This window comes from Streptomyces subrutilus (assembly GCF_008704535.1).
Classification (GTDB): domain Bacteria; phylum Actinomycetota; class Actinomycetes; order Streptomycetales; family Streptomycetaceae; genus Streptomyces; species Streptomyces subrutilus.
Genome location: NZ_CP023701.1, coordinates 6,118,038 through 6,143,240 on the forward strand (window position 1 = coordinate 6,118,038; position 25,203 = coordinate 6,143,240).

A 25,203-nucleotide genomic window follows, 5' to 3' on the forward strand; every position below is an offset into this window, starting at 1 on the left:
GAGGGCTCCTTCGCTCACCGGGCGCCGAATCCGGCCCGCCGCAGGGCGGTGGCCACGGCGAGGCCCAGGACCCGGTGCCCCGCGTCGTTGGGGTGCAGCCCGTCCGCGAGGTGCTCGGGCCCGAGGAGCTCCCGCCCCGGCAGCAGGGCCAGGTGGCCGTCCCCGGCGGCGACGCGGTCCCGGGTGGCGCGCTCCATGGCGTCGCGCAGGGCGCCCAGGGTGGCGCCGAGCCGGTTGGGGGTGCGTTCGGCGTCGGGTCGCAGCAGGGGGGAGACCAGCAGCAGCGGGGTCCGCGGGTGGCCCTGGCGGACCAGGTCGAGGAAGGCCCGCGTGGTCTCGTACAGCAGCGGCGCCGAGAACGGCACCGGCGACCAGCAGTTGGTGCCGAAGGCGAGGGTGAGGTAGTCCGCGGGCAGGCGGGCGAGTTGTTCGGCGGTGGCCAGTTCGCCGCGCGCGGCGCCCGCGTAGCCGAGGTTGACGGTGTCCCAGCCCATCGCCCGGCCGGTGACCGCGGGCCAGCCGTGGGCGGGCCGGGTGGACCACCAGCCCTCGGTGATCGAGTCGCCGTGCACCACCCAGCGGGGCGCCGGGGGAGCCGGGGCGAGGGAGCCGCCGATCCCGCGCAGCCCGAGGATCACGGGGGACTGCGTCTCGGGCGGGTGGACGGTGAACGGGCCCTGGCCGCCGCGCAGTTCGATGCGCACGACGGATTGCGCGGCCGGCTCGGTGAACACCTCGCGGACCAGCCCGCGCCGGTCCCAGACGGCGAACCCGTGCGCGAGGTCGCGCAGGGCGTCGGTGGGGCCGGGCACGGAGGCCCGGTAGCGGATCTCCACCGCCCGCGCCCGCGCGGTGGTGAACTCCAGCCGCACCCCGATGGGCAGGGTGGCGCGCTCGCCGGTGTCCCACGACAGCCGCATGGTGTCCGCCGGGTCGGCGCGCACGGGCCGCCCCCGGTCCCGCCACGCGACCCCGCGCAGGAAGGGTTCCGGGTCCTGCCACGGCTGGTCAGGGCTCTGCGGTGTCACTCTGCGCCTCCGATCGTCCGGTACGGGACGGCGCCGCGGCGCCGCCGGCCGCCCCGGCGTCACACCCGTACCCCGGACGGGCGGCTTCCACCGCCGCCGGGCACACCGGCGCCGCAGGTCCGGTCGCCCGGCCGGCCCCGGGGCCCCGGGGCGGCCCGTGTCAGGTCGGCACGCTGCGCCATATCTGACGAGGTGTCAAGAAAGCGGCCCGCGGACGTCCGCGCAGCGATCGAACATCCACGCGCAACAAAGGACCATCCAGGACAGATCCGCGCAACGATCGTGCGCCTATGTGCAAGGATGGTGCATTACGGGCGGTATCACTCTGCTCGTAGGCTCACTCGCTGTACGTGGAGTGGCGTGGACCGCCTGCTCGGCGGTCCCCCATGCCCAGGCTCTGCCTGCTCCTGCTCCGGACCGCTGCGGTCGATGCCTGAAACCCCCACCCGCAGTCAAAGGAGTCCCCTCGTGCTGGACCACGGCCAGGCGCCACCGCTCACGTCCGAGCCCCGCAGGCCCGCCCACCCGCTGCTGCGCCGCAAGCCCGTCGAGCAGCTCGTCGCCGAGGGCGGCCAGGGTGAGGGCGGCGCCCTCAAGCGCTCGCTCACCATGTGGCAGCTGACCACGATCAGCATCGGCGCCACCCTGGGCACCGGCATCTTCGTCGTCCTCGGCGAGGCCACCCCGATCGCCGGGCCGGCCGTCTTCCTCGCGTTCGTCATCGCGGGCCTGACCGCCCTGTTCTCGGCCCTCTCCTATGCCGAGCTCGCGGGCTCCATACCGGTCTCGGGCTCCTCGTACTCCTACGCCTACGCCACCATGGGCGAGCTCGTCGCCTGGGTCTGCGGCTGGTGCCTCGTCCTGGAGTACGGCGTCTCGGTCGCGGCCGTCGCCGTCGGCTGGGGCCAGTACCTCAACGAGCTGCTCGACGGCACCCTCGGCATCACCATCCCCGAGGGCTTCTCCGCCCCGCTCGGCGAGGGCGGCTACGTCAACCTGCCCGCGCTGGTCGTCGTCCTGCTGTGCATGGTCTTCCTGCTCCGCGGGGCCAAGGAGAGCGCCCGGGTCAACTCGATCATGGTCGGCGTCAAGATCGTCACGCTGGTGCTCTTCTGCGTGATCGGCTTCATGGGCGTCAAGGCCGGCAACTACACCCCGCTCGCCCCGCTGGGCGTCACCGCCATCAGCACCGCCGCCTCGATGCTCTTCTTCTCGTACATCGGCTTCGACGCCGCCTCCACCGCGGGCGAGGAGGCCAAGAACCCGAAGAAGGACCTGCCCAGGGCGATCATGCTCTCGCTCGGCATCGTGACCGCCCTGTACTGCCTGGTCGCGCTCGTCGCGGTCGGTGCCATGCCGTGGCAGGAGTTCGAGGGCAGCGAGGCCGCCCTGGCCAAGATCATGGAGAACGTCACCGGACACGCCTTCTGGAGCGTCGTCCTGGCCGCCGGCGCGGTCGTCGCCATCGCCAGCGTCGTCTTCGCCGTCCTCTACGGCCAGACCCGCATCCTCTTCGCGATGTCCCGCGACGGCCTGATGCCCAAGGCGTTCGCCAAGGTCGACCCGAAGACCGGCACCCCGCGCGTCAACACGATCATCGTCTGCCTCTTCTGCGGGATCCTGGCCGCCACGATCCCCCTCGGCGAACTGGCCAACGCCACCAGCATCGGCACCCTCTTCGCCTTCGGCCTCGTCAACATCGCCGTCGTCATCCTGCGCCACACCCGCCCCGAGATGAACCGCACCTTCAAGGTGATGCTCTTCCCCGTCACCCCGATCCTCGGCTTCCTCTGCTGCGCCTACCTGATGACGGAGCTGCCCGGAATCACCTGGGCGGTCTTCGGTGGCTGGATGGCGGTCGGGCTCGTGCTCTACTTCTTCTACGGCATGCGCCGCTCCAGCCTGGCCACCGCTGCCGCCCCGGCCCCCACGGCCGAGGGGGCCGCTGAAAAGAAGTGATCCACCCCCCGTGCGACTGAACGATCTCGACGAACGCATCGTGCACGCCCTCGCCGAGGACGCCCGCCGCTCCTACGCGGACATCGGCTCCGAGGTCGGGCTCTCCGCCCCCGCCGTGAAACGACGCGTGGACCGGCTCCGCGCCGAAGGCGCCATCACCGGCTTCACCGTCCGCGTGGACCCGGCGGCCATGGGCTGGGAGACCGAGGGCTTCATCGAGATCTACTGCCGCCACAACACCTCGCCGGACGACATCCGGCGGGGCCTGGAGCGCTACCCCGAGGTGGTGTCCGCGTCGACCGTCACCGGCGACGCGGACGCCCTGGTCCAGGTCTTCGCCTCCGACATGCGGCACTTCGAACGGGTGCTGGAGCGGATCGCCGGAGAACCCTTCGTCGAGCGCACCAAATCCGTCCTGGTGCTCTCCCCGCTGCTGCGCCGCTTCACCTCGGGCGCGCCGGCCTGACCCGGTCGGCGGCCCGGGCCGGCTCCGGCGGGCTCGCCGCGGGTCTTCTCGCCCCGGCCGGCCGAGCGGGTCCGGCCGGCCGCGCCGATCCCGTCACGAGCGGCCCGCCAGGGCCCGCGCCCGCCGCTTCGGCAGCGCGCGGCGCTCCTCCTCCGTCAGGCCGCCCCAGACCCCGAACGGCTCGCGGGTGCGCAGGGCGTGTTCCAGGCAAGCGGTCCGCACCGGGCAGCCCGCGCAGACCTTCTTGGCGGCCGCGTCCCGCTCCTCGCGGTCCTCGCCCCGCTCCCCGGCGGGGTGGAAGAACCGGCCGGACCCCAGGTTCCGGCAGGCGGCACGGGTCTGCCACTGCCAGGAGTCGTGCGGGGCGGCGGGCAGATGTGCGACGTCGGTCATGGCAGTTCCTTTCCGTGGGTTGCCACGCGTCTGACCGCTGCGCCGCCCGCGAAACCCCGCCGTCGCCAACCGGCTTCGGATCAGCCCTCCTTGACGGGCGTGCGCAGCCCCAGGAAGTCCGGCCGGCGCCGCAGCGCGAACCCCATCGACTCGTACAGCCGCACCGCGCCGGTGTTCTGCGCCGCCGCGTGCAGGAACGGACCCTCCCCGCGCTCGCGCACCTCCGCCGCCACCGCCCGTATCAGCCGGGCGGCCAGGCCCCGGCCGCGGTGGTCCGGGTGCGTGCACACCGCGCTCAGCTCCGACCAGCCCGCCGGGCGCATCCGCTCCCCGGCCATCGCGACGAGCCGGCCCCCCTGCCGTACGCCGAGGTACGTGCCCAGCTCGACGGTCCGGTCCAGGAACGGGCCCGGCCGGGTCAGCGCGACCAGCTCCAGCATCTCCGGCACGTCCGCCGGACCCAGCCGCACCGCGTCCGGCGCCGGCTCGGCCCGGACGGCCCGGCCGTCCAGCTGCACGCCCGGCAGGGCCACGGTCGTCTCCCACCCCGGCGGCGGGGTCAGCAGCCCGGTCACCCAGACGCTCCGGCCGGGCCCCACCAGCTCTGCCAGATCGGCCCAGGCCCGCGGGTCCCGCGGGTCCGCGAGCCCGGCGAAGGGAGTGGTGTCCGTGCTGTAGCGGGCGGCCAGGCCCGCGGGCCCGAACTCGGCGACGTCGCGGTGCGCGCCGTGCAGCGCGGACCAGACCGGGTTGTCGAGCGCGCGGGCGCCGGTCTCCGTGGACATGGGGGCGGACTCCTTCTCTCGGCGCGGCGGTGAAACCGGACGCGACCGCCTTCTTGACGGGCTCCGGGCACCGCCACGAGACTGCGGGGGACGGCCACCATGGCCGGCGGCCCCGCGGGAAGCCTAGCCACCGCCCAACGGCCCGCCGCGGACGGGACGGGGGTACGACCGGTGCGCACCACTTCCACCACCGCCCGCACCCCGCACCCCGTGCCCCACGGTCGGCCGCGCCCCGTCACGGGCGCCCCACCGCCCACGGCCCCCGGCCGGGCAGCGGCCCCCGGCCCGGCCCGCGCCTCCGGGCCCCTCACCGCGCAGACCCTGCGCCGGTGGTGGCTGACCCGGCGGCTCCACATCGACCTCCTGCGCATCTGCAGCGCATTCGGTCCCGCCTAGGCCGTCCCCCACGGATCCGCCCGCACCCGGGCCACCGGGTGCGCCGCCGCGCCGTGCCCGCACCCGCGCGGGCACCCGGGGCCGCCGCGCGCGACGAGCCCGCCGCGCCGCCCGGGCGGCGCGCGATCCCACGGCACGGCACCTCGCGGAACGGCACGCCGCGGCCGGGCCCCGGTCCGAAGCCGTACCCGCCACCCGTACCCGGCCGGGCGTACCCGCCGCCCCACCCGGCAGGCCCGTACCCGCCCCACCCGTACCCGGCACGCCGCGGACACCGGCGCCCCGGCCGCGCGCGCCCGCGCGCCGCCGGTCGCGCCGCGCTGCCCCGGCCGCCCCGCGCCACGTACCTGGAGAGCCATGTCCTCGACCGTCCTGCCCCGTACCGGCCCGGCCCCCGCCCTGCGCGGCCGCCTCGGCGCCGGCTTCTCGCCGGTCCCGCACCGCTACCACCTCTACCTCGCCGCCGGCTGTCCCCGCTCGGAACAGGTCGCCGAGGCCCTGAGCCGCCTGGGCCTGGCGGACTCGGTGGCCACCACCGTCCTCGGCGCGGACCCCGAGGACCCGGACGGCGCCGAGAGCCCCGGCCACAGCGCCCTGCGCCTCGCCTACGAAGCCGCCGGCCACCACTTCGACGGACCCCTGGCCGTCCCCGCCCTCTGCGACACCTGGAGCGGCCGCGTCGTCTCGAACCACACCCCCGGCATCCTCGACGACCTCCGCCTGCTGGCCGCCCACCCGGCCTTCCGCACCGACCGCCCCACGCCCCCGCGGCAGGCACCGGAGCAGACCCCCTAGCCCGGCCCCGGACACCGCCCACCGGCAGTCTCCGGGGGTCGCAAGGGGCTCCGCGCAACGAATCGCCGGACAGGCCGAGCAATGCGCAACGAATCGATGCGCCCAGCGCAACGGTCACGGCTTGTCCGCGTCGAACGCGTGAACGTACCGTTTCATGACCCCCACCCCTCCTGCCCCAGAGGTAGTCCATGCCCCCGCTGCGCACCGCCCTCCTCCAGAGCTCCGGACGGCTCGGCGACACCGCCGAGAACCTGAAGGCGCTCGACGGGGCCGCGGCGCGCGCCGCACAGGGCGGGGCCGGACTCCTCGTGACCTCGGAGATGTTCCTCACCGGCTACGCGCTGGAGACCGAGGACGTCGCCGCGCTCGCCGAACCGGCCGACGGCCCGTCCGCCGCCGCCATCGGCGAGATCGCCCGCCGCCACGGGGTCGCCGTCCTGTACGGCTACCCCGAGCGCGCGGGCGACGCGGTCTTCAACGCGGCTCGGCTCATCGGCCCCGACGGCGCCGCCCTGGCGAACTACCGCAAGACGCACCTCTTCGGCTGCTTCGAGCAGGACGCCTTCACCCCCGGCGACACCCCCGTCGTCCAGGCCGACCTCGCCGGCCTGCGCATCGGCATCATGATCTGCTACGACGTGGAGTTCCCCGAGAACGTCCGGGCCCACGCGCTCGCCGGCACCGACCTCCTCCTGGTGCCCACCGCGCAGATGCACCCCTTCCAGTTCGTCGCCGAACAACTCGTCCCGGTACGGGCCTTCGAGAACCAGATGTACATCGCGTACGTCAACCGCACCGGTCCCGAAGGCGAGTTCGAGTTCGTCGGACTCAGCTGCCTGGCGAGCCCCGACGGGGTCACCCGCACCCGGGCCGGACGCGGCGAGGAGCTGGTCATCGGCGAGGCCGACCCCGAGCTGCTGAGCGCCTCGCGCACGACCAACCCGTACCTGCGCGACCGGCGCCCCGGGCTCTACGCCTCCCTCGTCTGACCCGCCCTCCCCCCAGCCCCGCCCTGCCGCCCGCAAGGAGCCGTACCCCATGACGTCCACGCTGCCCACCACCGCCGTCCCGCACAGCGACGGACAGCCGCCGATCACCATGTTCGGCCCGGACTTCCCCTACGCGTACGACGACTTCCTCGCCCACCCGGCCGGCCTGGGCCAGATACCGGCCACCGAGCACGGCACCGAGGTCGCCGTCATCGGCGGCGGGCTGTCCGGCATCATCTCCGCCTACGAGCTGATGAAGATGGGCCTCAGGCCCGTCGTCTACGAGGCCGACCAGATCGGCGGCCGGCTGCGGACCGTCGGCTTCGAGGGCGCCGGCACCGAGGGCCTGACGGCCGAGATGGGCGCCATGCGCTTCCCGCCGTCCTCCACCGCCCTCCAGCACTACATCGACCTCGTCGGCCTGGTCACCGAGCCCTTCCCGAACCCGCTCGCCGAGGCCACCCCCTCCACGGTCGTCGACCTCAAGGGCGAGACGCACTACGCCGAGACCATCGCCGACCTCCCGCAGGTCTACCGCGACGTCGCCGCCGCGTGGAACGCCTGCCTCGACGAGGGCGCCGACTTCTCCGACATGAACACCGCGATGCGCGAACGCGACGTCCCGCGCATCCGCGAGATCTGGGCGAAGCTCGTCGAGAAGCTCGACGACGAGACCTTCTACGGCTTCCTCTGCAAGTCCGAGTCCTTCCGGTCCTTCCGCAAGCGCGAGATCTTCGGCCAGGTCGGCTTCGGCACCGGCGGCTGGGACACCGACTTCCCCAACTCCATCCTGGAGATCCTGCGCGTCGTCTACACCGAGGCCGACGACCACCACCGCGGCATCGTGGGCGGTTCGCAGCAGCTGCCGCTGCGCCTGTGGGAGCGCGAGCCCGGCAAGACCGTCCACTGGGCCCCGGGCACCTCGCTGTCCTCCCTGCACGACGGCAGCCCGCGCCCGGCGGTCACCCGCCTGCACCGCACGGCCGGCAACCGCATCACCGTCACCGACTCCTCCGGCGACATCCGCACCTACCGGGCCGCGGTCTTCACGGCCCAGTCCTGGATGCTGCTGTCGAAGATCGAGTGCGACGACACGCTGTTCCCGATCGACCACTGGACGGCGATCGAGCGCACCCACTACATGGAGTCCTCGAAGCTCTTCGTTCCCGTGGACCGGCCGTTCTGGCTGGACAAGGACGAGCGGACCGGCCGGGACGCCATGTCGATGACGCTCACCGACCGGATGACCCGCGGCACCTACCTCCTGGACAACGGCCCGGACAAGCCCGCCGTCATCTGCCTCTCCTACACCTGGTGCGACGACAGCCTCAAGTGGCTGCCGCTGTCCGCGAACGAGCGGATGGAGGTCATGCTGAAGTCCCTCGGCGAGATCTACCCGAACGTCGACATCCGCCGCCACGTCATCGGGAACCCCGTCACCGTGTCCTGGGAGAACGAGCCCTACTTCATGGGCGCCTTCAAGGCCAACCTGCCGGGCCACTACCGCTACCAGCGGCGCCTGTTCACCCACTTCATGCAGGACCGCCTCCCCGAGGACAAGCGGGGCATCTTCCTCGCGGGCGACGACATCTCCTGGACGGCCGGCTGGGCCGAGGGCGCGGTCCAGACCGCGCTGAACGCGGTCTGGGGCGTCATGCACCACCTCGGCGGCTCCACGGACGCCACCAACCCCGGCCCCGGCGACCGCTACGACGACATCGCCCCGGTCGAACTCCCCGAGGACTGACCCCTCCCGGAACCCCCCGGCCACGGGCCGCCGTCCGCGCACGAACGCGGACGGCGGCCCGTTCCCGTGCCCGATCCAGGACAGGATCCGACCTATGGGGCCGCTAGCGTCGTCCCCGTGAAGGAGAAGCGCTCCCTCACTCCTACAGGAGGCACGCCGATGTCGGTCGAACCGGTTCCCCAGGGGTACGCCACCGTGACGCCGTGGATCATCTCCCGCGACACCCCGCGGCTCATCGCCTTCCTGAAGGAGGCGTTCGGCGCGCAGGAGATCGCCTGCCTCACCGGGGAGGACGGCGCCGTCGCGCACGCCGAGGTGCGGATCGGCGACTCGGTGGTGATGATGTTCGACGCACGGCCGGACTGGCCGGCGACCCCGGGATTCCTGCGGCTGTACGTCGAGGACGCCGACGCCGTGCACCGGCGGGCCGTGGCGGCGGGCGGGACGTCCGTCACGGAGGTCACCCACCTCGCCTTCGGCGACCGGGTCGGCCGGGTCCGGGATCCGCTGGGCAACCTGTACTGGATCCAGACCCGGGTGGAGGACGTGGACGCGCAGGAGCTGGAACGCCGCTTCGGGGACCCGGGGTTCACCGCGGCGATGGAGTACGTGCAGGGCGCCGACTTCTTCCCCGGCCGGGACCGCGCGCACGGCTGAGCGCGGCCGGCCGGGGCCGGGGGCGTCGTCACAGGAGGTGCAGGCCGCCGGAACGGACCGCGCGGCCGATGCGGCCGGCGTCCCCGGCCGCGGGGAGCGGGGTCAGCAGGCAGCGGCCGATCAGGCCGACGCTCGCGTCCAGGGACTCGCGGAACTCCTCCGCCACCTCGGGGGAGCGGCGCAGGGTCCACAGCAGCCGGGCCGACGCCCAGGCACCCGCGCGGGCGCGGTCCAGGCTCCAGGAGCCGACCAGGTGGGTCAGCGGATCGGCGACCTCCAGCAGGTCCGGCCCCGGCATCAGCTCCTCCCGGATGTGTTCCTCCAGGGCCACCAGGGTGTCGCCTACCCGGTCGAAGTCCGCTTCCAGCGCAGCCGGTTCGCAGTCCAGGGTGCGGCAGGCCGACACCACCGCCAGCGCCAGGTCGTGCCCGATGTGCGCGTTGATCCCGGCCAGGGCGTACTGGAGGGGGCGGACGCCGGGGTGGCGCCGGTACTGCAGCAGCGGCCGCCAGCAGGCCGGCGGCCGCTCCGCCGCCACCGCCGCCAGGTACCGCTCGGCGAACCGGACGCCGAGCGTCTCGGCCCGCCTCGGCGCGGGGAACCCGCCGCGCTCGATGCGCCGGTGCAGGGTCTCCGTGACCGTCAGGTAGACCCGGTTGAAGACGGCGACGCCGTCCCGCGGCGGCAGCCGCTCGTCCAGGGCGCGCATCCGCGCCAGCACCGCTTCCATGGGAGGCAGGTTCGCAGGCGCCGGGCCGCACGGGGGGAACTTGGCCGCAGGCTTCGCCGGTTCGGGCGAAGCGCCGTCACCACGCGTCCGGTGCGCCGTCGACGCGCCGCCAACGCGGACGCCGCCCCCGGCGCGGCGTCACCGCGCCGCCGGCGGTGCGTCCGGCGCGTCCGGGCCGCCCCGGTCGTCGTAGGCGGAGGTGCCCGCGTCGAGCAGCGGCTCCTGCCGCTTGAGGTGCTCGGGCGCGAAGTAGCGCAGCGTGTGGTAGCCCGTGATCACCACGATCGTGCCCAGCGCGATGCCGCCCAGCTCGAAGCTGTCGGTGATCTGCAGCGTGACCCCGCCGATGCCGATGATGATGCCCGCCGCGGCCGGTACCAGGTTCAGCGGATTGCGCAGGTCCACCCGGCCGTTGAGCCAGATCTGCGCGCCGAGCAGGCCGATCATGCCGTACAGGATGACGGTGATGCCGCCGAGCACCCCGCCCGGGATCGCCGCGACGACCGCGCCGAACTTGGGGCACAGGCCGAACAGCAGCGCGAAGCCCGCCGCCGCCCAGTACGCCGCGGTCGAGTAGACGCGGGTGGCGGCCATGACGCCGATGTTCTCGGAGTAGGTGGTGTTCGGCGGCCCGCCGACCGCCGTCGACAGCATGGACGCCGCGCCGTCGGCGGCGATGGCGGTGCCGAGCTCGTCGTCGAGCGGATCGCCGGTCATCTCGCCGACCGCCTTGATGTGCCCGGCGTTCTCGGCGATGAGCGCGATCACCACGGGCAGCGCGATCAGGATGGCCGACCACTCGAACTGCGGGGCGTGGAAGCCCGGCAGGCCGAACCAGTCCGCCTTCGCGACCCCGGACAGGTCCAGCCGCCAATGGTCCACGGCCTCGGTGCCGCCCGCCGGCGAGTGGATCCTGCCGAAGACCAGGTCGAAGATCCAGGAGATCGCGTACCCGAAGAGCAGCCCGAGGAAGATCGCGATCCGCGACCAGAAGCCGCGCAGGCAGACCACGGCCAGACCCGTGAACAGCATCGTCAGCAGGGCCGTCCACTGGTCCTGCGGCCAGTACGTCGAGGCCGTCACCGGCGCCAGGTTGAAGCCGATCAGCATCACGACCGCGCCCGTCACCACGGGCGGCATCGCCGCGTGGATGATCCGCGCGCCGAACCGCCGCACCGCGAGACCGGCCAGGAACAGGGCCGCACCGACCACGAACACCGCGCCCGTGACCACGGCGCTGCTCCCGCCGCCGGCCCGGATCGCCGCGGCGACCCCCACGAAGGAGAGGGAACAGCCCAGGTAGGAGGGGACCCGGCCGCGCGTGGCGAGCAGGAAGACGGCCGTCGCGACACCGGACATCATGATCGCGAGGTTCGGGTCCAGGCCCATCAGGACCGGTGCGACGAAGCTCGCACCGAACATGGCCACCACGTGCTGCGCGCCCAGTCCGGCGGTCCTCGGCCACGACAGCCGCTCGTCCGGCCGGACCACGGCCCCGGGGGCGGGGGTCCGCCCGTCTCCGTGCAGCGTCCAGCGCACGCCGAGGCCCATGTTCCACCACTTCCGTTCGGCCGACGATCAGGCATCCAGGCCGCGAGGCGGCCAGCCATATATTACGGCCGGATACCTGCTGGTTCGTCCCGATTGGGCTCCGCGGCTCCGCCGACGGCAGTCTTCGGCCGCAGGACGGCGGCCCCCGCGATCAGCGCGAAGGCCAGCAGGGTGACCAGACCGAAGGAGACCACGAGGGAGGTCGCGTCCGCCACCGCACCGATGGCGGACGGTGCGATCAGACCCGAGGTGTACGTGATCGTCGCGACGCCGGCGATGGCCTGTGCCGGGGCCGGCCCGCTGCGCGCCGCCGCCGCGAACGCCAGCGGCACCACCACCGCGATGCCCAGCCCGATCAGCCCGAACCCGGCCATGGCCCCCGCCGGATGCCGCACGGTCACCACCAGCAGGCCGCCCACGGTGGCCAGCGCGCCGCCCGCGCGGACCGTGCGCACCGGACCGAACCGGTCCACCACCCGGTCGCCGACCAGCCGCGCCACGGTCATGGTCAGCGCGAAGGCCGTGGTGGAGGCCGCCGCCAGTCCCGCGTCCGTGTGCAGCACGTCCCGCAGGTACACCGCGGACCAGTCCAGGCTCGCGCCCTCCGCGAAGACCGCGCAGAAACCGACGGCGCCGATCAGCAGCGCGGACTTCGGCGGCAGCGCGAAGTGCGGCGGAGCCTCGGCCCCCTGATCGCTCCTCAGGTCCAGCACGCCCCGCACCGCGACCAGCCCGGCCACGGTGAGGGCCAGTGCCGCGATCAGGTGGTGCAGCCGGGCCGAGGCCCCGACGTGCGCGGCGACCGTACCGGCAGCCGAACCGAGCAGGGCGCCCAGGCTCCACATGCCGTGCAACGAGGCCATGATCGAGCGGCCCAGCCGGTTCTCGGTCTCCACGCCCAGGGCGTTCATGGCCACGTCCGACATGCCGGAGGTGGCCCCGTAGACGAAGAGCGCCACGCAGAGGGTCGGCAGGTTCGGGGCGAGGCTCGGCAGGATCAGGGACAGGGTCCACAGCGCCAGCAGCGCCCGCAGCGCGGCGCGCGCGCCGAACCGGTGGTTGATCCGCCCCGCCAGCGGCATCGCGACCGCCGCGCCGAGGGCGGGGAACGCGAGGGCCAGGCCCAGGGTGCCGGCGGTGAGCCCGGCGTGGTCCTGGATCCAGGGGATGCGGGTGGCGAAGGAGCCGGTGACGGCGCCGTGCGCGCAGAACACGGCGGCGATGGCGAAGCGGGCATGGCGCAGTCGCGCCGGGCTGAGGTCGGTTTCCCCGGTCATGCGGGCTAAACTATCAGGGACCCTGCCTGATAGATATCCTCCGGACTCCCTAGGATGAGCGCCGTGACTCCTGCCCTCACCCCGGCCCCGTCCCCCGCCTCACCCAGCACCGCCCGCGCCATCAACGACCGCCTCGCCCTGCAACTCCTCCAGGAGGCGGGACCGCTGACGGCCACCCAGCTCAAGACCAGGACCGGCCTCTCCCGCCCCTCGGTCGCCGACCTCGTCGAACGCCTCACCGAAGCCGGACTCGTCGAGGTCGTCGGAGAATCCGGCGAACAGCGCCGCGGCCCCAACGCCAAGCTGTACGGGATCGTCGCCCACCGCGCCCACCTCGCCGCCCTCGACGTGCGCACCGACAGCGTCACCGCCGTCGTCACCGACCTCCTCGGCCATCCCCTGGCCGAAGCCGCCCTCCCCGTCGGAGCCCCCGAGGACGCGGTGGCCGCCCTGCTGCGCACCGCCCGCGCCGCCGGCGCCGGGGACCTCCACACCGTCGCCGTCGGAGCCCCCGGCCTGGTCGCCCCCGGCAGCCGCGAACTGCGCGGCACCCAGGGCCTGCCCGTCTGGCACCGGGACCTGGTGGACGCCCTCCGGCGCAGCCTGCCCGCCACCGTGCTCGTCGAGAACGAGACCAACCTGGCCGCCCTCGCCGAGCAACGCCTCGGCACCGCCCGCGACCTCGACTCCTTCGTCCTGCTCTGGCTGGGCGGGGGCGTCGGCGCGGCCGTCGTCCTGGACGGCCGGCTGCGCCGCGGTGCCTCCGGCGGGGCGGGCGAGATCGGCTTCCTCCCCGTCCCCGGCACCGGCGCCTTGCCCTCCGCGACCGACTGCGGCGGCGGCTTCCACGCCCTGGCCGGCCGGGAGGCCGTCACCGCCCTGGCCCGCCGACACGGCTTTGACGGCCCGGCCGAGGAAGCGGTGGCCGGAGCGGCCGGCGAGCCCTTCCTCGACGTCCTGGCCGAACGCCTCGCGCTGGGCGCGGCCGCCGTCGCCGCCGTCCTGGACCCCGGCTGCGTGGTCCTGGGCGGCGAACTGGGCCTCGCGGGCGGGCCTCCCCTGGCAACCCGCGTGGCCCGCCGCCTGGCGACCCTGACCCCCCTCCCGACACAGGTCCGCGCCACCTCCCTGGGCGGCACGGCGGTCCTGGCGGGGGCGAGGCTGGCGGCGAGGGAAGCGGCGCAGGAGGTGCTGTTCGGGGGGTAGGGGCGGAGCCTTGCTACCGACCCCGTCCCGCCATGAACTCCGCGAACGTGCCCCGGCCCACCGCGTGGGACGGGGTCAGGTTGGCGCCTTGGCGGAGGGCCGCGTGGATCCTGCCCGTCAGGGGGAGGGGGACGATCCGGCGGGTGCGGGAGGTCGCGGCGAGGTAGGTGCGGGCCAGGTCCGGGAGGGTGCGGATCTCGGGGCCGCCCATGTCCGGGACGCGGCCGGCGGGGGTGGGGACGGCGAGGTCGGCCAGGCGGTCGGCGACCTCTCCGACCGCGATCGGCTGCACCCGTACGTCCTTCGGCAGCGGCATCACGGGCAGCCTGGCCGCGGCCCCCACGATGCGCGCCACCAGGTCGTGGAACTGGGTGGCGCGCAGCACCGTGACGCCCAGCCCGGACTCCTCCAGAAGCCGTTCGACCCGCAGTTTCGTGCGGTAGTAGCCGAGCGGGACCACGTCGACGCCGACGATGGAGACGTAGACGAGGTTGCCGACCGTCCCGGCGCGCCGGGCGGCCGCGACGAGGTGCCGGGCGGCGGTGTCGTCCCCGCCGCGCGGGCTGCTCGCACAGTGCACGACCACCTCCGCGCCGGCCAGCGCCGCGTCGAGCCCGGTGCCGTCGCGCAGGTCGACCGGGTACCGCGGCGCGCGCCGGCTCAGCACCCGGACCTCGTGGCCCCGGTCGCGCAGGCGTGCGGCGACGAGCGCGCCGAGGTTTCCGGTGCCTCCGGTGACGAGGATGGTGCTCATGGTGTCCCTCCGCCCTTCCCGGCCGTACCGGCCGGCTCCCGGCCCTCGCGCGGGTCGTCGAGCGCGCCGCGCCGACCCCGTCTGCCCGGGGACGGTGTCCGTGTCAGCGGGGACCGGACAGGGTGCGGGAATGTGACAGCTGCCGTCGCAGATAGGCCAGCTTCTCCGGGTTGACCACCGCGCCCATGTCGCTGACCCGTCCGTTCCGGAATGCGACGAGCAGCACCGCCACCTCGCCGAACAGCAGCGCCGGCGCGCCGTTGACCTCGGCGACGGTGACGGGGACGCCGGCCACGTACTTCCGCAGCGCGCCGAGCACGAAGCGGGCCACCTTGTCCCGTCCCACGATCGGCCGCCGGGCCGCGCCGACCACGCCGCCGCCGTCCGCCACGTAGCGCACGTCGGCCGTCAGCAGCTCTTCCAGGCGGGCCAGGTCGCCGTCGCGGGCCGCCGTCAGGAAGGTGTCGACCAGACCCTGCCACCGCTCGGGGTCGGGCGCGGGGCGCGGCGCGGGGGAGGCTTCGGCCAGCCGTCCGGCGGCCCGGTGGTAGAGCTGGCGGCAGTGGGGCTCGGTGAGGTCGAGCAGCTGGGCGATCTCGCGGTGGGCGTAGGCGAAGGCCTCGCGCAGGACGTAGACCGCGCGTTCGGCGGGGGTGAGCCGCTCCAGCAGCACCAGCAGGGCCATGGACACGCCCTCGCGCTGCTCGGCCGATTCGAGCGGGCCGAGCGCTCCGGTGGCGGTGAGCACCGGCTCGGGCAGCCACGGCCCGGCGTACTCCTCGCGCCGGACCCGCGCGGAGGCGAGGTGGTTGAGGCACAGACGGGTGACGGTCTTGGCCAGCCAGGCCCCGGGGTGGGCGACGTCGCGGCGGTCGGCGGAGCTCCAGCGCAGGTACGCGTCCTGCACGACGTCCTCGGCCTCGACGGCCGAGCCGAGCATGCGGTAGGCGACGGCGAACATCCGGGGCCGGTGTTCCTGGAAGGCCGCGGCGGCCGCGGCGCCTTGGGTGCTCACGTCCCGAAGCCTACGAGGGCGGGGCACGGGCCGCGGGGACCGGCCGGGCCGGGCGGCCGCACGGCCGGGACGTGCGAGGACCCGGTGGCCGCCGGGCCACCGGGTCCTCACGTGTTCCAGGGGACGTCACGCCCGATCAGGAGAGATCAGGAAGGATCAAGCGTGATCGGGGGGAGGTCGAGGGAGGTCAGCAGGCTCCCTGGTCCTTCCAGACGCCCCACTCACCCGTGGTGCCGGGTGCCTGGTTCTGCGTCCACCACTGGGCCTTCCACGTGCGGCCCTGGTGGGAGACGAGGTTCCCGCTGTTGTAGACCTGGCCGGCCACGTACGCCGGGGCGGTGCAGGTGCCGCCCGGAGGCGTCGTCGGCGGGGTCGTGGGGGGCGTGGTCGGGGGAGTGGTGGGCGGGGTGGTCGGGGGCGTCGTCGGCGGGGTGGTCGGCGGCGCCGTGGTGCCGGGCTGGACCAGGGTGGTGCCGCGGCCCAGGTCGCCGGCGAGGGCGTAGGTGGTGCCGGAGATGTTCACCGTCCAGTTGGAGGGCGTGGTCACCGGGAGGTAGTAGTTGAAGGCGAGGTCGACCGAGGCGCCCGGGGCCAGTGTCTGCCAGGCCGGGAGCTTCAGGGAGACCCGGTGGAAGTCGCCCTTGAGACCGCCGACGTTGCTGCCGGTGTGGTCGCTGCTGATCACCTTGGTGCCGAAGCCGGACTGGTCCGAGGCGTTGCCCGGGGCCGAGGTGCCGTAGTCGAACTGGAACTCCGTGCCGCCCGGCAGGGTGGCCTGGGTGTTGTTGGTGATCTTGACCTTCGGGGTGATCGGGTAGTTGGAGTCGCCCAGCTTGAACTCGGTGAACTCCGTCTTGATGTCCACGGCCTGGGTCGGCAGCGCCTTGTTGGACTTCTTCGCGCCGTACGGGGCGGCCGCCTTGAACTTGTCGTACATCAGCGAGGTGAGCGTGTCGCCCATCTCGTACTGGCCCTTGGCGGCGTTCCAGCCGTAGTCGCCGGCCATTTCCCAGACCATGGTGCCGCCGATGCCGCGGTTGACCACGTAGTCGGCCTTGGCGGCGACGGACTGCTCGTCCTCGGTGGAGAGGAAGACCTTCTTCTGCGCGTTCCACAGCCACGGGGCGACCAGGGTCGCGTCGTACTTGCGGACGTAGGTGCCGGTCAGCGTGGTGTTCGCGGGGAAGCCGTACTTGGTGACGTAGTCGCCGACGATCCCCTTCTCCAGGTTCTTGGCGTGCCACATCGGGTTGGAGCCCGCCGGCGACTCGACGCCGTTGGTGTCCTTGTCGTGCCACAGGTTGTCGATGCCGACCGCGCCGTCACCGCACTTGGTCAGGCCCGCGCCGGCCGGGCAGGTGGCCGCGGAGGCCTTGCCCCACAGGCCGTCGGTGCCGCCCTGGACGTTCTTGTGGCCGCGGGTGTAGTACGGCAGGCCGATGTTGATGCGGCCGGCCGGCATGGAGCCGCGGAAGTAGTGGTAGGCCCAGTCGGTGTTGAGGTAGCCGACACCGCCGTACTGGGAGCTGCCGTAGACGTTGGCGGCGGCCAGCTCGGCGTCCTTGCCGTCGTCGAAGAGCGAGGCGTTCGGGCCGACGTACTCGTTCCAGGCGCCGTGCAGGTCGTAGGACATGATGTTGACGTAGTCCAGATACTTCTGCATCTGGAAGGTCTCCATGCCGCGCAGCAGGTAGCCGGAGGAGGGGGCGGCGACGGTGAGCAGGTAGTGCTTGCCGTCCGCGGCGCCCGCGCGGTCGAGCTTCTCGCGCAGCGACTTCATGAGGGCGTCGTAGCCCTTGACGAGGCCCGCGCGGCGGGCGTTGGCCAGCTGCCAGTCGAGCGGGTTGCCGGCGTCCTTCATCGTGGTCGGGTACTCGTAGTCGATGTCGACGCCGTTGAACCCGTACTTGCGGATGAACTCGACGGAGGAGTTCGCGAAGGTGTCGATGCCGGCCTGGTTCACCGAGCCGTCGGCGTTGGTGGCCATGGAGTAGAAGCCGCCGGAGTTGACCCGGTTGCCGTCGTCGCCGAAGTAGCCGCCGGTCTCGGCCCAGCCGCCCACCGAGATGAGCGTCTTGACGTTCGGGTACTGCTTCTTGAACTTCGTCAGCTGGTTGAAGTGGCCCTTGTAGGGCAGCGAGGGGTCCATTTCGGCGCCGGCGACGCCCGGCCAGGTCATCCCGGTGGCGGCGTTGTTGGCGTTGTCGGTGCCGACGGAGATCTTGTTGTCGGAACCGACGTGCGCGAAGGCGTAGTTGATGTGGGTGATCTTCGACCACGGGATGTTGTTGGCGAGGTAGGCGGGGGTGCCGTCCTTGCCGGTGCGCCAGCCGGTGAAGTAGCCGATGACGCGGCGCTGGTGGTCGGCGCCCATCTTCTCGCGGCCCTCGGAGTCGTAGACCGAGCAGTACGGCACGTCGACGCCGGCGGTCTTGTACAGCCCGTCCGGGCGACAGGTCTCGTTGTCGGCGGCGTGGGAGACGCCGGTCGAGAGCCCGGCGACCAGCAGTCCGGCGATGGTGGCGCCGGATGCCAGGAGCATCGCTCTCGTGCGTGTGGGGGACGGCATGGTGCCTCCTGGGGAGGGGAGGATGGCAGGACACGGATCGACACAACATGCGGAAATGTGAAGCGTGTTGGCCCGTGACGTGCGCACATCTGACGGGCTGTTCCCGGGGAAGATGAAGGGAACGTTAAGAGGACTAGACCAACCCGTCAATAGGTCTGGACCAACCCCGACCCCAGCGGAGGCCCTTCGTCCGCTCACCGGACGCCGTCCGCCCTCCGCGTCCGCCCTCCGCGTCCGCCCCCGCGTCCGCCCTCGCACTCGGGGCCGCCCCCACTCCCTGTGTGACCCAGGCCACACACCGTCACCCGCATGGCCGCCGATCACCCGTGGCAGACTGGCTTCAGTACCAGTAGCAGCGCACTCCGGGGTCGGTGTAATTCCGAACCGGCGGTTATAGTCCGCGACCCGTCCGCAGCCAGCGGCCGGTTGACCAGGTGAGATTCCTGGACCGACGGTTAAAGTCCGGATGGGAGGCAGTGCGCGGCGGGCCAGTCACCGGTACGCCGCCGTCGGCGGTTCGTCGTCGCATCCCCGTGGATGCGTGCGACCGGACCGTTCTTCCGGCCTCGGCGTCCCCGCGTGTGCCGGACCGCTCCATCTGTCGTTTCCCGACAGGCCCCGGAGTCCGTGCCCGATGTGGCAGGAGGACCCGGTGGCGACACACGCCGCGCACACAGCACCCGACGCGGACACCCGCGCCATGCGCCGAGCCGTCGAGCTCGCCGCCCGCGGCCTCGGCTCCACCAGCCCCAACCCCGTCGTCGGCTGCGTCCTCACCGACCCCGCCGGCACCGTCGTCGGCGAAGGCTGGCACGAGCGGGCCGGCGGCCCGCACGCCGAGGTGCACGCCCTGCGCGCCGCGGCCGGCGCCGCCCGCGGCGGCACCGCCTACGTCACCCTCGAACCCTGCGACCACACCGGCCGCACCGGCCCCTGCTCCCGCGCCCTCGTCGACGCCGGCGTCGCCCGGGTCGTCTACGCCGTCCCCGACCCCACCCCGCAGGCCCGCGGCGGCGCCGACACCCTGCGCGAGGCCGGGATCGCCACCGAGTGCGGGCTGCTCGCGGCGGAGGCCGAGGCCGGCAACGCCGCCTGGCTGACCTCCGTACGCCGCGGCCGGCCGTACGTCCTGTGGAAGTACGCCGCCACCCTCGACGGCCGCGTCGCCGCCGCCGACGGCACCAGCCGCTGGATCAGCTCCGCCGAGTCCCGCGCCGACGTCCACCGGCTGCGCGCCGAGGCCGACGCCGTCCTCGTCGGCTCCGGAACCCTGCGCGCCGACGACCCGCACCTCGCGGTCCGCGGCGCCGAGGACGCCCGCCAGCCGCTGCGCGTCGTCCTCGACACCCGTGCCACGGTCCGCCCCGGCGCCCGCGTCCTGGACGGGGCCGCGCCGACCCTCGTCGCCGTCGCCGAGGACGCCGACACCGGCCACCTCGCCGGTGTGGACGTGGTCCGCCTCCCGTACGACGGGGACGGCCTCTCCGTGGCCGCGCTCCTCGGCGAACTGCACCGGCGCGCGATCCGCTCCGTGCTCCTCGAAGGCGGCCCCACCCTGGCCGGCGCCTTCGTCGCCGCGGGCGCCATCGACGAGGTCGTCGGCTACCTCGCCCCCGTCCTCCTCGGCGCGGGCCCCGCCGCCCTCGCCGACGCCGGCATCGGCACCCTCTCCGAGGCGCTCCGGCTGCGGATCACCCGCACCGACCGCATCGGCACCGACCTGCGCATCACCGCCGTCCCCACAGCCCCCAAGGAGCACTGAGTGTTCACCGGAATCGTCGAAGAACTGGGCGAGGTCAGCGCCGTCGAGCAGCTCACGGAGGCCTCCCGCTTCCGCCTGCGCGGCCCCCTCGTCACCGAAGGCGCCCGGCACGGCGACTCCATCGCCGTCAACGGCGTCTGCCTGACCGTCGTGGAGAGCGCCGACGGCGAGTTCACCGCCGACGTCATGCGGGAGACCCTCGACCGCTCCAGCCTCGGCGCCCTCACCGCGGGCTCCAAGGTCAACCTGGAGCGCCCGATGGCCCTCGGCGGACGGCTCGGCGGCCACCTGGTCCAGGGGCACGTGGACGGCACCGGGACGATCCTCTCCCGCACCCCCTCCGAGCACTGGGAGCTCGTCAAGGTCGCCCTCCCCGGCACGCTCTCCCGCTACGTCGTCGAGAAGGGCTCCATCACGGTGGACGGGGTCAGCCTCACCGTGGTCGAGGCGGCCGCCGACTGGTTCACCATCAGCCTCATCCCCACCACCCTCGCCCTCACCACCCTCGGCATCAAGCAGCCCGGAGACCCGGTCAACCTGGAGGTGGACGTCCTGGCGAAGTACGTCGAACGCCTGCTGGCCGCCGGCGTCGACCCGCTGACCGCGAAGGGAGCCGACCGGTGAGCGCCCTGGACTGGCTCAACGCCCAGGCCTTCGAGGTCGTCGGCCAGAAGGTCATCTGGTCCGACATGATCGGCAACCTGATCGGCCTGGCCGCCCTCGCCCTCGGCTGGCGCCGCTCGATCTGGACCTGGCCCGCCCAGCTCCTCTCCGGCCTGATCCTCATCGCCGCCTACGCCTCCGCCCACCTCGCCGGCGGCGTCGGCAAGCAGCTGCTGGTCATCGGCGTCGCGGTGTGGGGCTGGCGCGCCTGGCAGCGCGGCCGCCGGCAGGCCCAGGACGGCTCCATCGCCGTCCGCACCGCCACCTGGAAGGAGCGCGGACTCCTCCTCGCCGGCGCCGTGCTCGGCACCCTCGCCGTCGGCGGCCTCTTCACGCTCTTCCCGGACCTCTCCTGGAGCCCGTGGGCGGACGCGTACATCTTCGTCGGCACCATCGTCGCGATGGTCGCCCAGGCCCGCGGCCTCGTCGAGTTCTGGTTCGCCTGGCTCCTCGTGGACCTGGTCGGCGTCCCCCTCGCCTTCACCAACGGACTCGCCTTCTCCGGGCTCGTCTACGTCGTCTACTTCGCCCTCGTGCTGTGGGGCGCCCACGACTGGTACCAGCGCGCTCGCCACACCCCCGCCCCGGCCATGGAAGGAGTAACGGCATGAACGCCCTCAAGACCCCCGGCAAGACCCCCCTCACGCCCGTGCCCGACGTCCCGGAAGAGCCCTTCCGTCTCGACCCGGTCGAGCAGGCCGTCCGCGACATCGCCGCCGGCCGGCCCGTCGTCGTCGTCGACGACGAGGACCGGGAGAACGAGGGCGACCTCGTCATCGCCGCCGAGAAGGCCACCCCCGAGATCATCGCCTTCATGATGAGCGAGTGCCGCGGCCTGATCTGCGCCCCCATGGAGGGGCCCGAGCTGGACCGCCTCGCCCTGCCCCAGATGGTCCAGCACAACACCGAGTCGATGCAGACCGCCTTCACCGTCTCCGTCGACGCGAGCGGGGCCCACGGCGTCACCACCGGCATCTCCGCCGCCGACCGGGCCACCACCCTGCGGCTGCTCGCCGACGGCGCCGGCGAGGCCTCGGACTTCGTCCGCCCCGGCCACGTCTTCCCGCTGCGCGCCAAGCCCGGCGGCGTCCTGGTCCGCAACGGCCACACCGAGGCCGCCGTCGACCTCGCCCGCCTCGCGGGCCTGCGGCCGGCCGGCGCCATCGTGGAGATCGCCGGCGAGGACGGCGTCATGCTGCGCCTGCCCGAGCTGATCCCCTTCGCCCGCAAGCACGGTCTGACGATCATCTCCATCGAGGACCTCATCGCCTACCGCCGCTCCGCCGAGCCGACCGTCCGCCGCGAGGCCGAGGTCAGCCTGCCGACCGCCTTCGGCGACTTCACCGCGTACGGCTACCGCTCCGCCGTCGACGGCGTCGAGCACATCGCCCTCGTCCACGGCGAGGTCGGCGACGGCGAGGACGTGCTGGTGCGCATGCACTCCGAGTGCCTCACCGGCGACATCTTCCAGTCCCAGCGCTGCGACTGCGGGCCCCAGCTGCACGCCTCGATGGAGCGCATCCAGGCCGCCGGCCGCGGCGTCGTCGTCTACCTGCGCGGCCACGAGGGCCGCGGCATCGGACTGCTGTCCAAGCTGCGCGCGTACGAGCTCCAGGAGCGCGGCCGCGACACCCTCGACGCCAACCTCGAACTGGGCCTGCCCGCCGACGCCCGCGACTACGCGGCCGGCGCGCAGATCCTCGGCGACCTCGGCGTGCGCAGCGTGCGCCTGCTGACCAACAACCCCGAGAAGTCCGCGGCCCTCGTGCGCCACGGCGTCGAGGTCTCCGCGCGGGAACCGATGCCCGCCGAGGCGGGCGAGCACAATCTGCGGTACCTGCGCACCAAGCGCGACCGGATGGGGCACGACCTGCCCTGGCTGGACGGGGCGGCGGCCACCTCCGCCTGCGCCAACCAGTGACCTCCCGCATCCCGTAGACCGCACGACCCGTACACCCCGTATCCCTACCCGTACACCCCGTACACCCGTACCCCACGAACCACCGAGGAGCAGAGCCGTGAGCGGCAAGGGCGCACCCGAACTGAGCGTGAAGAACTGCGGAGACCTGCGCGTCGCCGTGATCGCGGCCCAGTGGCACGAGAAGGTCATGGACGGACTGGTCGACGGCGCCCTGCGCGCCCTGCACGAGCTGGGCATCGACGAGCCCACCCTGCTCCGCGTCCCCGGCAGCTTCGAGCTCCCGGTCGTGGCGAAGGTACTCGCCGGTCGCGGCTACGATGCCATCGTCGCCCTCGGAGTGGTCATCCGCGGCGGCACCCCGCACTTCGACTACGTCTGCCAGGGCGTCACCCAAGGCCTGGTACAGGTGTCGATCGACACCGGAGTCCCCGTCGGCTTCGGCGTCCTGACCTGCGACAACGACGAGCAGGCACTGGACCGTGCCGGGCTTGAGGGGTCGAACGAGGACAAGGGGCACGAAGCGGTCACCGCCGCCGTCTCCACCGCCATGACCCTGCGCACCGTCAGCGAACCCTGGCGCCAGTAGACGGCGCGCCACCCCGTATTCTGAGGACCATCATGGCGAACAAACCCTCCAAGAGCTTCGAAGAGCTCTTCACCGAGCTCCAGCTCAAGGCCGCCAACGGCGACCCCGGCTCCTCCCGTACCGCCGAGCTCGTGGGCAAGGGCGTCCATGCCATCGGCAAGAAGGTCGTCGAGGAGGCCGCCGAGGTCTGGATGGCCGCCGAGTACGAGAGCAAGGACGCCGCCGCCGAGGAGATCTCCCAGCTGCTCTACCACGTCCAGGTGATGATGGTGGCCCGCGGGATCTCCCTCGACGACGTCTACGCGCACCTCTAGGCCGGAGCCCGGCGCGGCCACCGCGCGCACCGCCCCCGCACACCCTTTCGCACCTACGCACCAAAGGAAGCCCCATGCTGCGCATCGCCGTCCCCAACAAGGGTTCACTCTCCGGACCGGCGTCGGCGATGCTCCATGAGGCCGGCTACCGCCAGCGCAAGGAGTCCAAGGAACTCGTCACGGTCGACCCCGACAACGACGTCGAGTTCTTCTACCTCCGCCCGAAGGACATCGCGATCTACGTCGCGTCGGGCAAGCTCGACATCGGCATCACCGGCCGCGACCTGCTGCTCGACTCGGGGGCCAACGCCGAGGAGATCCTGCCGCTGAACTTCGGCCGGTCCACCTTCCGCTACGCCACCAAGCCCGGCACCGCGAACGGCCCCGAGGACTTCGGCGGCATGACGATCGCCACCTCCTACGAGGGGATCGTCGCCAAGCACCTCGCCGAACTCGGCGTCGACGCCTCCGTCGTCCACCTGGACGGCGCGGTCGAGACCGCCATCGAGCTCGGCGTCGCCCAGATCATCGCGGACGTCGTCGAGACCGGCACCAGCCTGCGCAACGCCGGCCTGGAGGTCATCGGCGAGCCGATCCTCCAGTCCGAGGCGGCCGTCATCCGCCGCACCGGAGCGGCCTCCGACGACCCCAAGGTCGCCCAGTTCCTGCGCCGCCTCCAGGGCGTCCTGGTGGCCCGCAGCTACGTGATGATGGACTACGACTGCCGCGCCGAACACCTGGAGCGCGCCGTGGCCCTCACCCCGGGCCTGGAGTCGCCGACCATCTCCCCGCTGCACAACGAGGGCTGGGTCGCGGTCCGCGCGATGGTCCCGGCCAAGGAGGCCCAGCGGATCATGGACGACCTGTACGAGCTCGGCGCGCGCGCGATCCTCACCACCTCGATCCACGCCTGCCGCCTCTGACGGAGCCGTCCCCGGCGCCGCCGTCCCGACCCCTTCTCGCAGAACCGAGCAGCCCCACCATGGCCGAGTCCGCCGCCCCGTCCGCCCCGCCCGCCCTGCCGGTCACCTTCCGGCCGAACCGCACCCGCGCGGTCCTGCTGGGCGTCGGGCTCGCCATGTTCGTCACCATCACGGCCGTCGCCGTCCTCCTGGACAGCCTCAGCCCCGGCGAGCGGGTCAGCTTCGTCTTCATCGCCGTCCTGCTGAGCTCCGTACTGGTCCTGCTCAGCCGGCCCAAGGTCGTCGCCGACGAGGCCGGGGTCACGGTGGTCAACCTCACCAGCACCCGCCGCCTGGCATGGGCGCAGATCCTGCGCGTCAACCTCCGCCCCGGCGACCCGTGGGTGTTCCTGGACCTCTCCGACGGCACCAGCCTGCCGGCCCTCGGCATCCAGCCCGGCGTCGCGAAGGCCCGGGCGATCGGCGACGCACGCGCCCTGCGCGCCCTCGCCGAGGCCCGCGGAACGGGCGCGGCCGACCACTGAGCCGCACCATCCCCCCGGCTGCGTACCGTTGCGGCCGGGGGCTCAATGACTACCCTGGTGGCGGGGCGCGGCAGCGCGCCCTCCCACCGGCCCCGGGACCCCGCGGCCCGTGGGCACCTGCGACTTGAGGAGTGACTCCCTCCAGCAATGGACGGATCGTCCGGTAGTACACGCGCCGCCCTCCCCCCGGAGG

25 protein-coding genes and 1 riboswitch are annotated in these 25,203 nt (G+C 73.3%); of the genes, 16 read left to right on the forward strand and 9 right to left on the reverse strand.

Annotated elements, in window-relative coordinates; translation table 11 throughout:
* Positions 1 to 14 precede the first annotated feature (14 nt).
* Positions 15 to 1,028: a GDSL-type esterase/lipase family protein gene (locus CP968_RS27220; RefSeq protein ID WP_150520507.1), complete on the reverse strand. Its 1,014-nt coding sequence runs from the start codon at positions 1,026 to 1,028 to the stop codon at positions 15 to 17.
* Positions 1,029 to 1,496: 468 nt separating this feature from the next.
* On the opposite strand from CP968_RS27220, the gene CP968_RS27225 reads away from it, so the two are divergent.
* A complete protein-coding gene (locus CP968_RS27225) occupies positions 1,497 to 2,987 on the forward strand; it encodes an amino acid permease (RefSeq protein ID WP_229886809.1) in 1,491 nt (496 codons plus the stop codon).
* A 10-nt stretch (positions 2,988 to 2,997) separates the two neighbouring features.
* The gene (locus CP968_RS27230) at positions 2,998 to 3,453 is read left to right on the forward strand and encodes an Lrp/AsnC family transcriptional regulator (protein ID WP_007262967.1); all 456 of its coding nucleotides are present in this window, start codon (positions 2,998 to 3,000) and stop codon (positions 3,451 to 3,453) included.
* Between the two features lie 93 nt (positions 3,454 to 3,546).
* On the opposite strand, the gene CP968_RS27235 is transcribed toward CP968_RS27230, so the two are convergent.
* Both CP968_RS27235 and CP968_RS27240 read right to left on the reverse strand, forming a co-directional pair.
* The gene (locus CP968_RS27235; protein ID WP_150520509.1) at positions 3,547 to 3,846 is read right to left on the reverse strand and encodes a WhiB family transcriptional regulator; all 300 of its coding nucleotides are present in this window, start codon (positions 3,844 to 3,846) and stop codon (positions 3,547 to 3,549) included.
* A gap of 80 nt (positions 3,847 to 3,926) precedes the next feature.
* A complete protein-coding gene (locus tag CP968_RS27240; protein WP_150520510.1) occupies positions 3,927 to 4,631 on the reverse strand; it encodes a GNAT family N-acetyltransferase in 705 nt (234 codons plus the stop codon).
* Positions 4,632 to 4,802: 171 nt separating this feature from the next.
* Here CP968_RS27240 and CP968_RS27245 point away from each other — a divergent pair, with 171 nt between their 5' ends.
* The 5 genes from CP968_RS27245 to CP968_RS27265 all read left to right on the forward strand — a co-directional run bounded on the left by CP968_RS27245 (position 4,803) and on the right by CP968_RS27265 (position 9,215).
* Positions 4,803 to 5,027 (forward strand): hypothetical protein, encoded by a 225-nt coding sequence (locus CP968_RS27245; RefSeq protein ID WP_150520511.1) that lies wholly within the window; start codon positions 4,803 to 4,805, stop codon positions 5,025 to 5,027.
* Between the two features lie 357 nt (positions 5,028 to 5,384).
* Positions 5,385 to 5,822 (forward strand): glutathione S-transferase family protein, encoded by a 438-nt coding sequence (locus CP968_RS27250; RefSeq protein ID WP_150520512.1) that lies wholly within the window; start codon positions 5,385 to 5,387, stop codon positions 5,820 to 5,822.
* Between the two features lie 188 nt (positions 5,823 to 6,010).
* Positions 6,011 to 6,811 carry a carbon-nitrogen hydrolase family protein gene (locus CP968_RS27255; RefSeq protein WP_150520513.1) on the forward strand — a complete coding sequence of 267 codons (801 nt, stop codon included), beginning with the start codon at positions 6,011 to 6,013 and terminating at the stop codon, positions 6,809 to 6,811.
* Between the two features lie 49 nt (positions 6,812 to 6,860).
* Complete coding sequence (locus CP968_RS27260; protein WP_150520514.1) at positions 6,861 to 8,558, forward strand: flavin monoamine oxidase family protein; 1,698 nt, start codon at positions 6,861 to 6,863, stop codon at positions 8,556 to 8,558.
* A gap of 159 nt (positions 8,559 to 8,717) precedes the next feature.
* A complete protein-coding gene (locus tag CP968_RS27265) occupies positions 8,718 to 9,215 on the forward strand; it encodes a VOC family protein (protein ID WP_150522152.1) in 498 nt (165 codons plus the stop codon).
* Between the two features lie 28 nt (positions 9,216 to 9,243).
* Here CP968_RS27265 and CP968_RS27270 read toward each other — a convergent pair whose 3' ends face one another.
* From CP968_RS27270 to CP968_RS27280, 3 genes are all read right to left on the reverse strand, one after another.
* Positions 9,244 to 9,945: a DUF5995 family protein gene (locus CP968_RS27270; RefSeq protein ID WP_229886810.1), complete on the reverse strand. Its 702-nt coding sequence runs from the start codon at positions 9,943 to 9,945 to the stop codon at positions 9,244 to 9,246.
* Between the two features lie 138 nt (positions 9,946 to 10,083).
* On the reverse strand, positions 10,084 to 11,496 hold the full coding sequence (locus CP968_RS27275; RefSeq protein WP_150520515.1) for a uracil-xanthine permease family protein: 1,413 nt from the start codon (positions 11,494 to 11,496) through the stop codon (positions 10,084 to 10,086).
* 62 nt (positions 11,497 to 11,558) lie between these two features.
* A complete protein-coding gene (locus CP968_RS27280) occupies positions 11,559 to 12,773 on the reverse strand; it encodes an MFS transporter (RefSeq protein WP_150520516.1) in 1,215 nt (404 codons plus the stop codon).
* 63 nt (positions 12,774 to 12,836) lie between these two features.
* Between CP968_RS27280 and CP968_RS27285 the strand changes: the two genes are divergently transcribed.
* On the forward strand, positions 12,837 to 13,979 hold the full coding sequence (locus CP968_RS27285; protein ID WP_373304118.1) for an ROK family transcriptional regulator: 1,143 nt from the start codon (positions 12,837 to 12,839) through the stop codon (positions 13,977 to 13,979).
* Positions 13,980 to 13,992: 13 nt separating this feature from the next.
* On the opposite strand, the gene CP968_RS27290 is transcribed toward CP968_RS27285, so the two are convergent.
* The 3 genes from CP968_RS27290 to CP968_RS27300 all read right to left on the reverse strand — a co-directional run bounded on the left by CP968_RS27290 (position 13,993) and on the right by CP968_RS27300 (position 18,317).
* Positions 13,993 to 14,733: an SDR family oxidoreductase gene (locus tag CP968_RS27290; RefSeq protein ID WP_150520518.1), complete on the reverse strand. Its 741-nt coding sequence runs from the start codon at positions 14,731 to 14,733 to the stop codon at positions 13,993 to 13,995.
* A gap of 103 nt (positions 14,734 to 14,836) precedes the next feature.
* The gene (locus CP968_RS27295; RefSeq protein ID WP_306419944.1) at positions 14,837 to 15,748 is read right to left on the reverse strand and encodes an RNA polymerase sigma-70 factor; all 912 of its coding nucleotides are present in this window, start codon (positions 15,746 to 15,748) and stop codon (positions 14,837 to 14,839) included.
* A gap of 187 nt (positions 15,749 to 15,935) precedes the next feature.
* A complete protein-coding gene (locus CP968_RS27300) occupies positions 15,936 to 18,317 on the reverse strand; it encodes a chitinase C-terminal domain-containing protein (protein ID WP_150520519.1) in 2,382 nt (793 codons plus the stop codon).
* A 353-nt stretch (positions 18,318 to 18,670) separates the two neighbouring features.
* Positions 18,671 to 18,801: riboswitch (FMN riboswitch) on the forward strand.
* Between the two features lie 150 nt (positions 18,802 to 18,951).
* Here CP968_RS27300 and ribD point away from each other — a divergent pair.
* From ribD to CP968_RS27340, 8 genes are all read left to right on the forward strand, one after another.
* Positions 18,952 to 20,079, forward strand: a complete 1,128-nt coding sequence (ribD, locus tag CP968_RS27305; RefSeq protein WP_150520520.1) for a bifunctional diaminohydroxyphosphoribosylaminopyrimidine deaminase/5-amino-6-(5-phosphoribosylamino)uracil reductase RibD — start codon at positions 18,952 to 18,954, stop codon at positions 20,077 to 20,079.
* Positions 20,080 to 20,703, forward strand: coding sequence for a riboflavin synthase (locus CP968_RS27310; RefSeq protein ID WP_150520521.1), 624 nt, complete (start codon positions 20,080 to 20,082; stop codon positions 20,701 to 20,703). It abuts the gene before it with no gap.
* Positions 20,700 to 21,353 carry a nicotinamide mononucleotide transporter family protein gene (locus CP968_RS27315; protein WP_150520522.1) on the forward strand — a complete coding sequence of 218 codons (654 nt, stop codon included), beginning with the start codon at positions 20,700 to 20,702 and terminating at the stop codon, positions 21,351 to 21,353. Before CP968_RS27310 ends, CP968_RS27315 begins: the two co-directional genes overlap by 4 nt.
* The gene (locus CP968_RS27320) at positions 21,350 to 22,663 is read left to right on the forward strand and encodes a bifunctional 3,4-dihydroxy-2-butanone-4-phosphate synthase/GTP cyclohydrolase II (protein ID WP_229886811.1); all 1,314 of its coding nucleotides are present in this window, start codon (positions 21,350 to 21,352) and stop codon (positions 22,661 to 22,663) included. The genes CP968_RS27315 and CP968_RS27320 overlap by 4 nt, the downstream gene beginning before the upstream one ends.
* A 97-nt stretch (positions 22,664 to 22,760) precedes the next feature.
* Positions 22,761 to 23,249: a 6,7-dimethyl-8-ribityllumazine synthase gene (gene ribH, locus CP968_RS27325; RefSeq protein WP_150520523.1), complete on the forward strand. Its 489-nt coding sequence runs from the start codon at positions 22,761 to 22,763 to the stop codon at positions 23,247 to 23,249.
* Between the two features lie 32 nt (positions 23,250 to 23,281).
* Complete coding sequence (locus CP968_RS27330) at positions 23,282 to 23,563, forward strand: phosphoribosyl-ATP diphosphatase (protein ID WP_150520524.1); 282 nt, start codon at positions 23,282 to 23,284, stop codon at positions 23,561 to 23,563.
* A 74-nt stretch (positions 23,564 to 23,637) separates the two neighbouring features.
* Positions 23,638 to 24,486 (forward strand): ATP phosphoribosyltransferase, encoded by an 849-nt coding sequence (gene hisG, locus CP968_RS27335; protein ID WP_150520525.1) that lies wholly within the window; start codon positions 23,638 to 23,640, stop codon positions 24,484 to 24,486.
* A gap of 59 nt (positions 24,487 to 24,545) precedes the next feature.
* Positions 24,546 to 25,010 (forward strand): PH domain-containing protein, encoded by a 465-nt coding sequence (locus CP968_RS27340; RefSeq protein ID WP_150520526.1) that lies wholly within the window; start codon positions 24,546 to 24,548, stop codon positions 25,008 to 25,010.
* Positions 25,011 to 25,203: the final 193 nt, after the last annotated feature.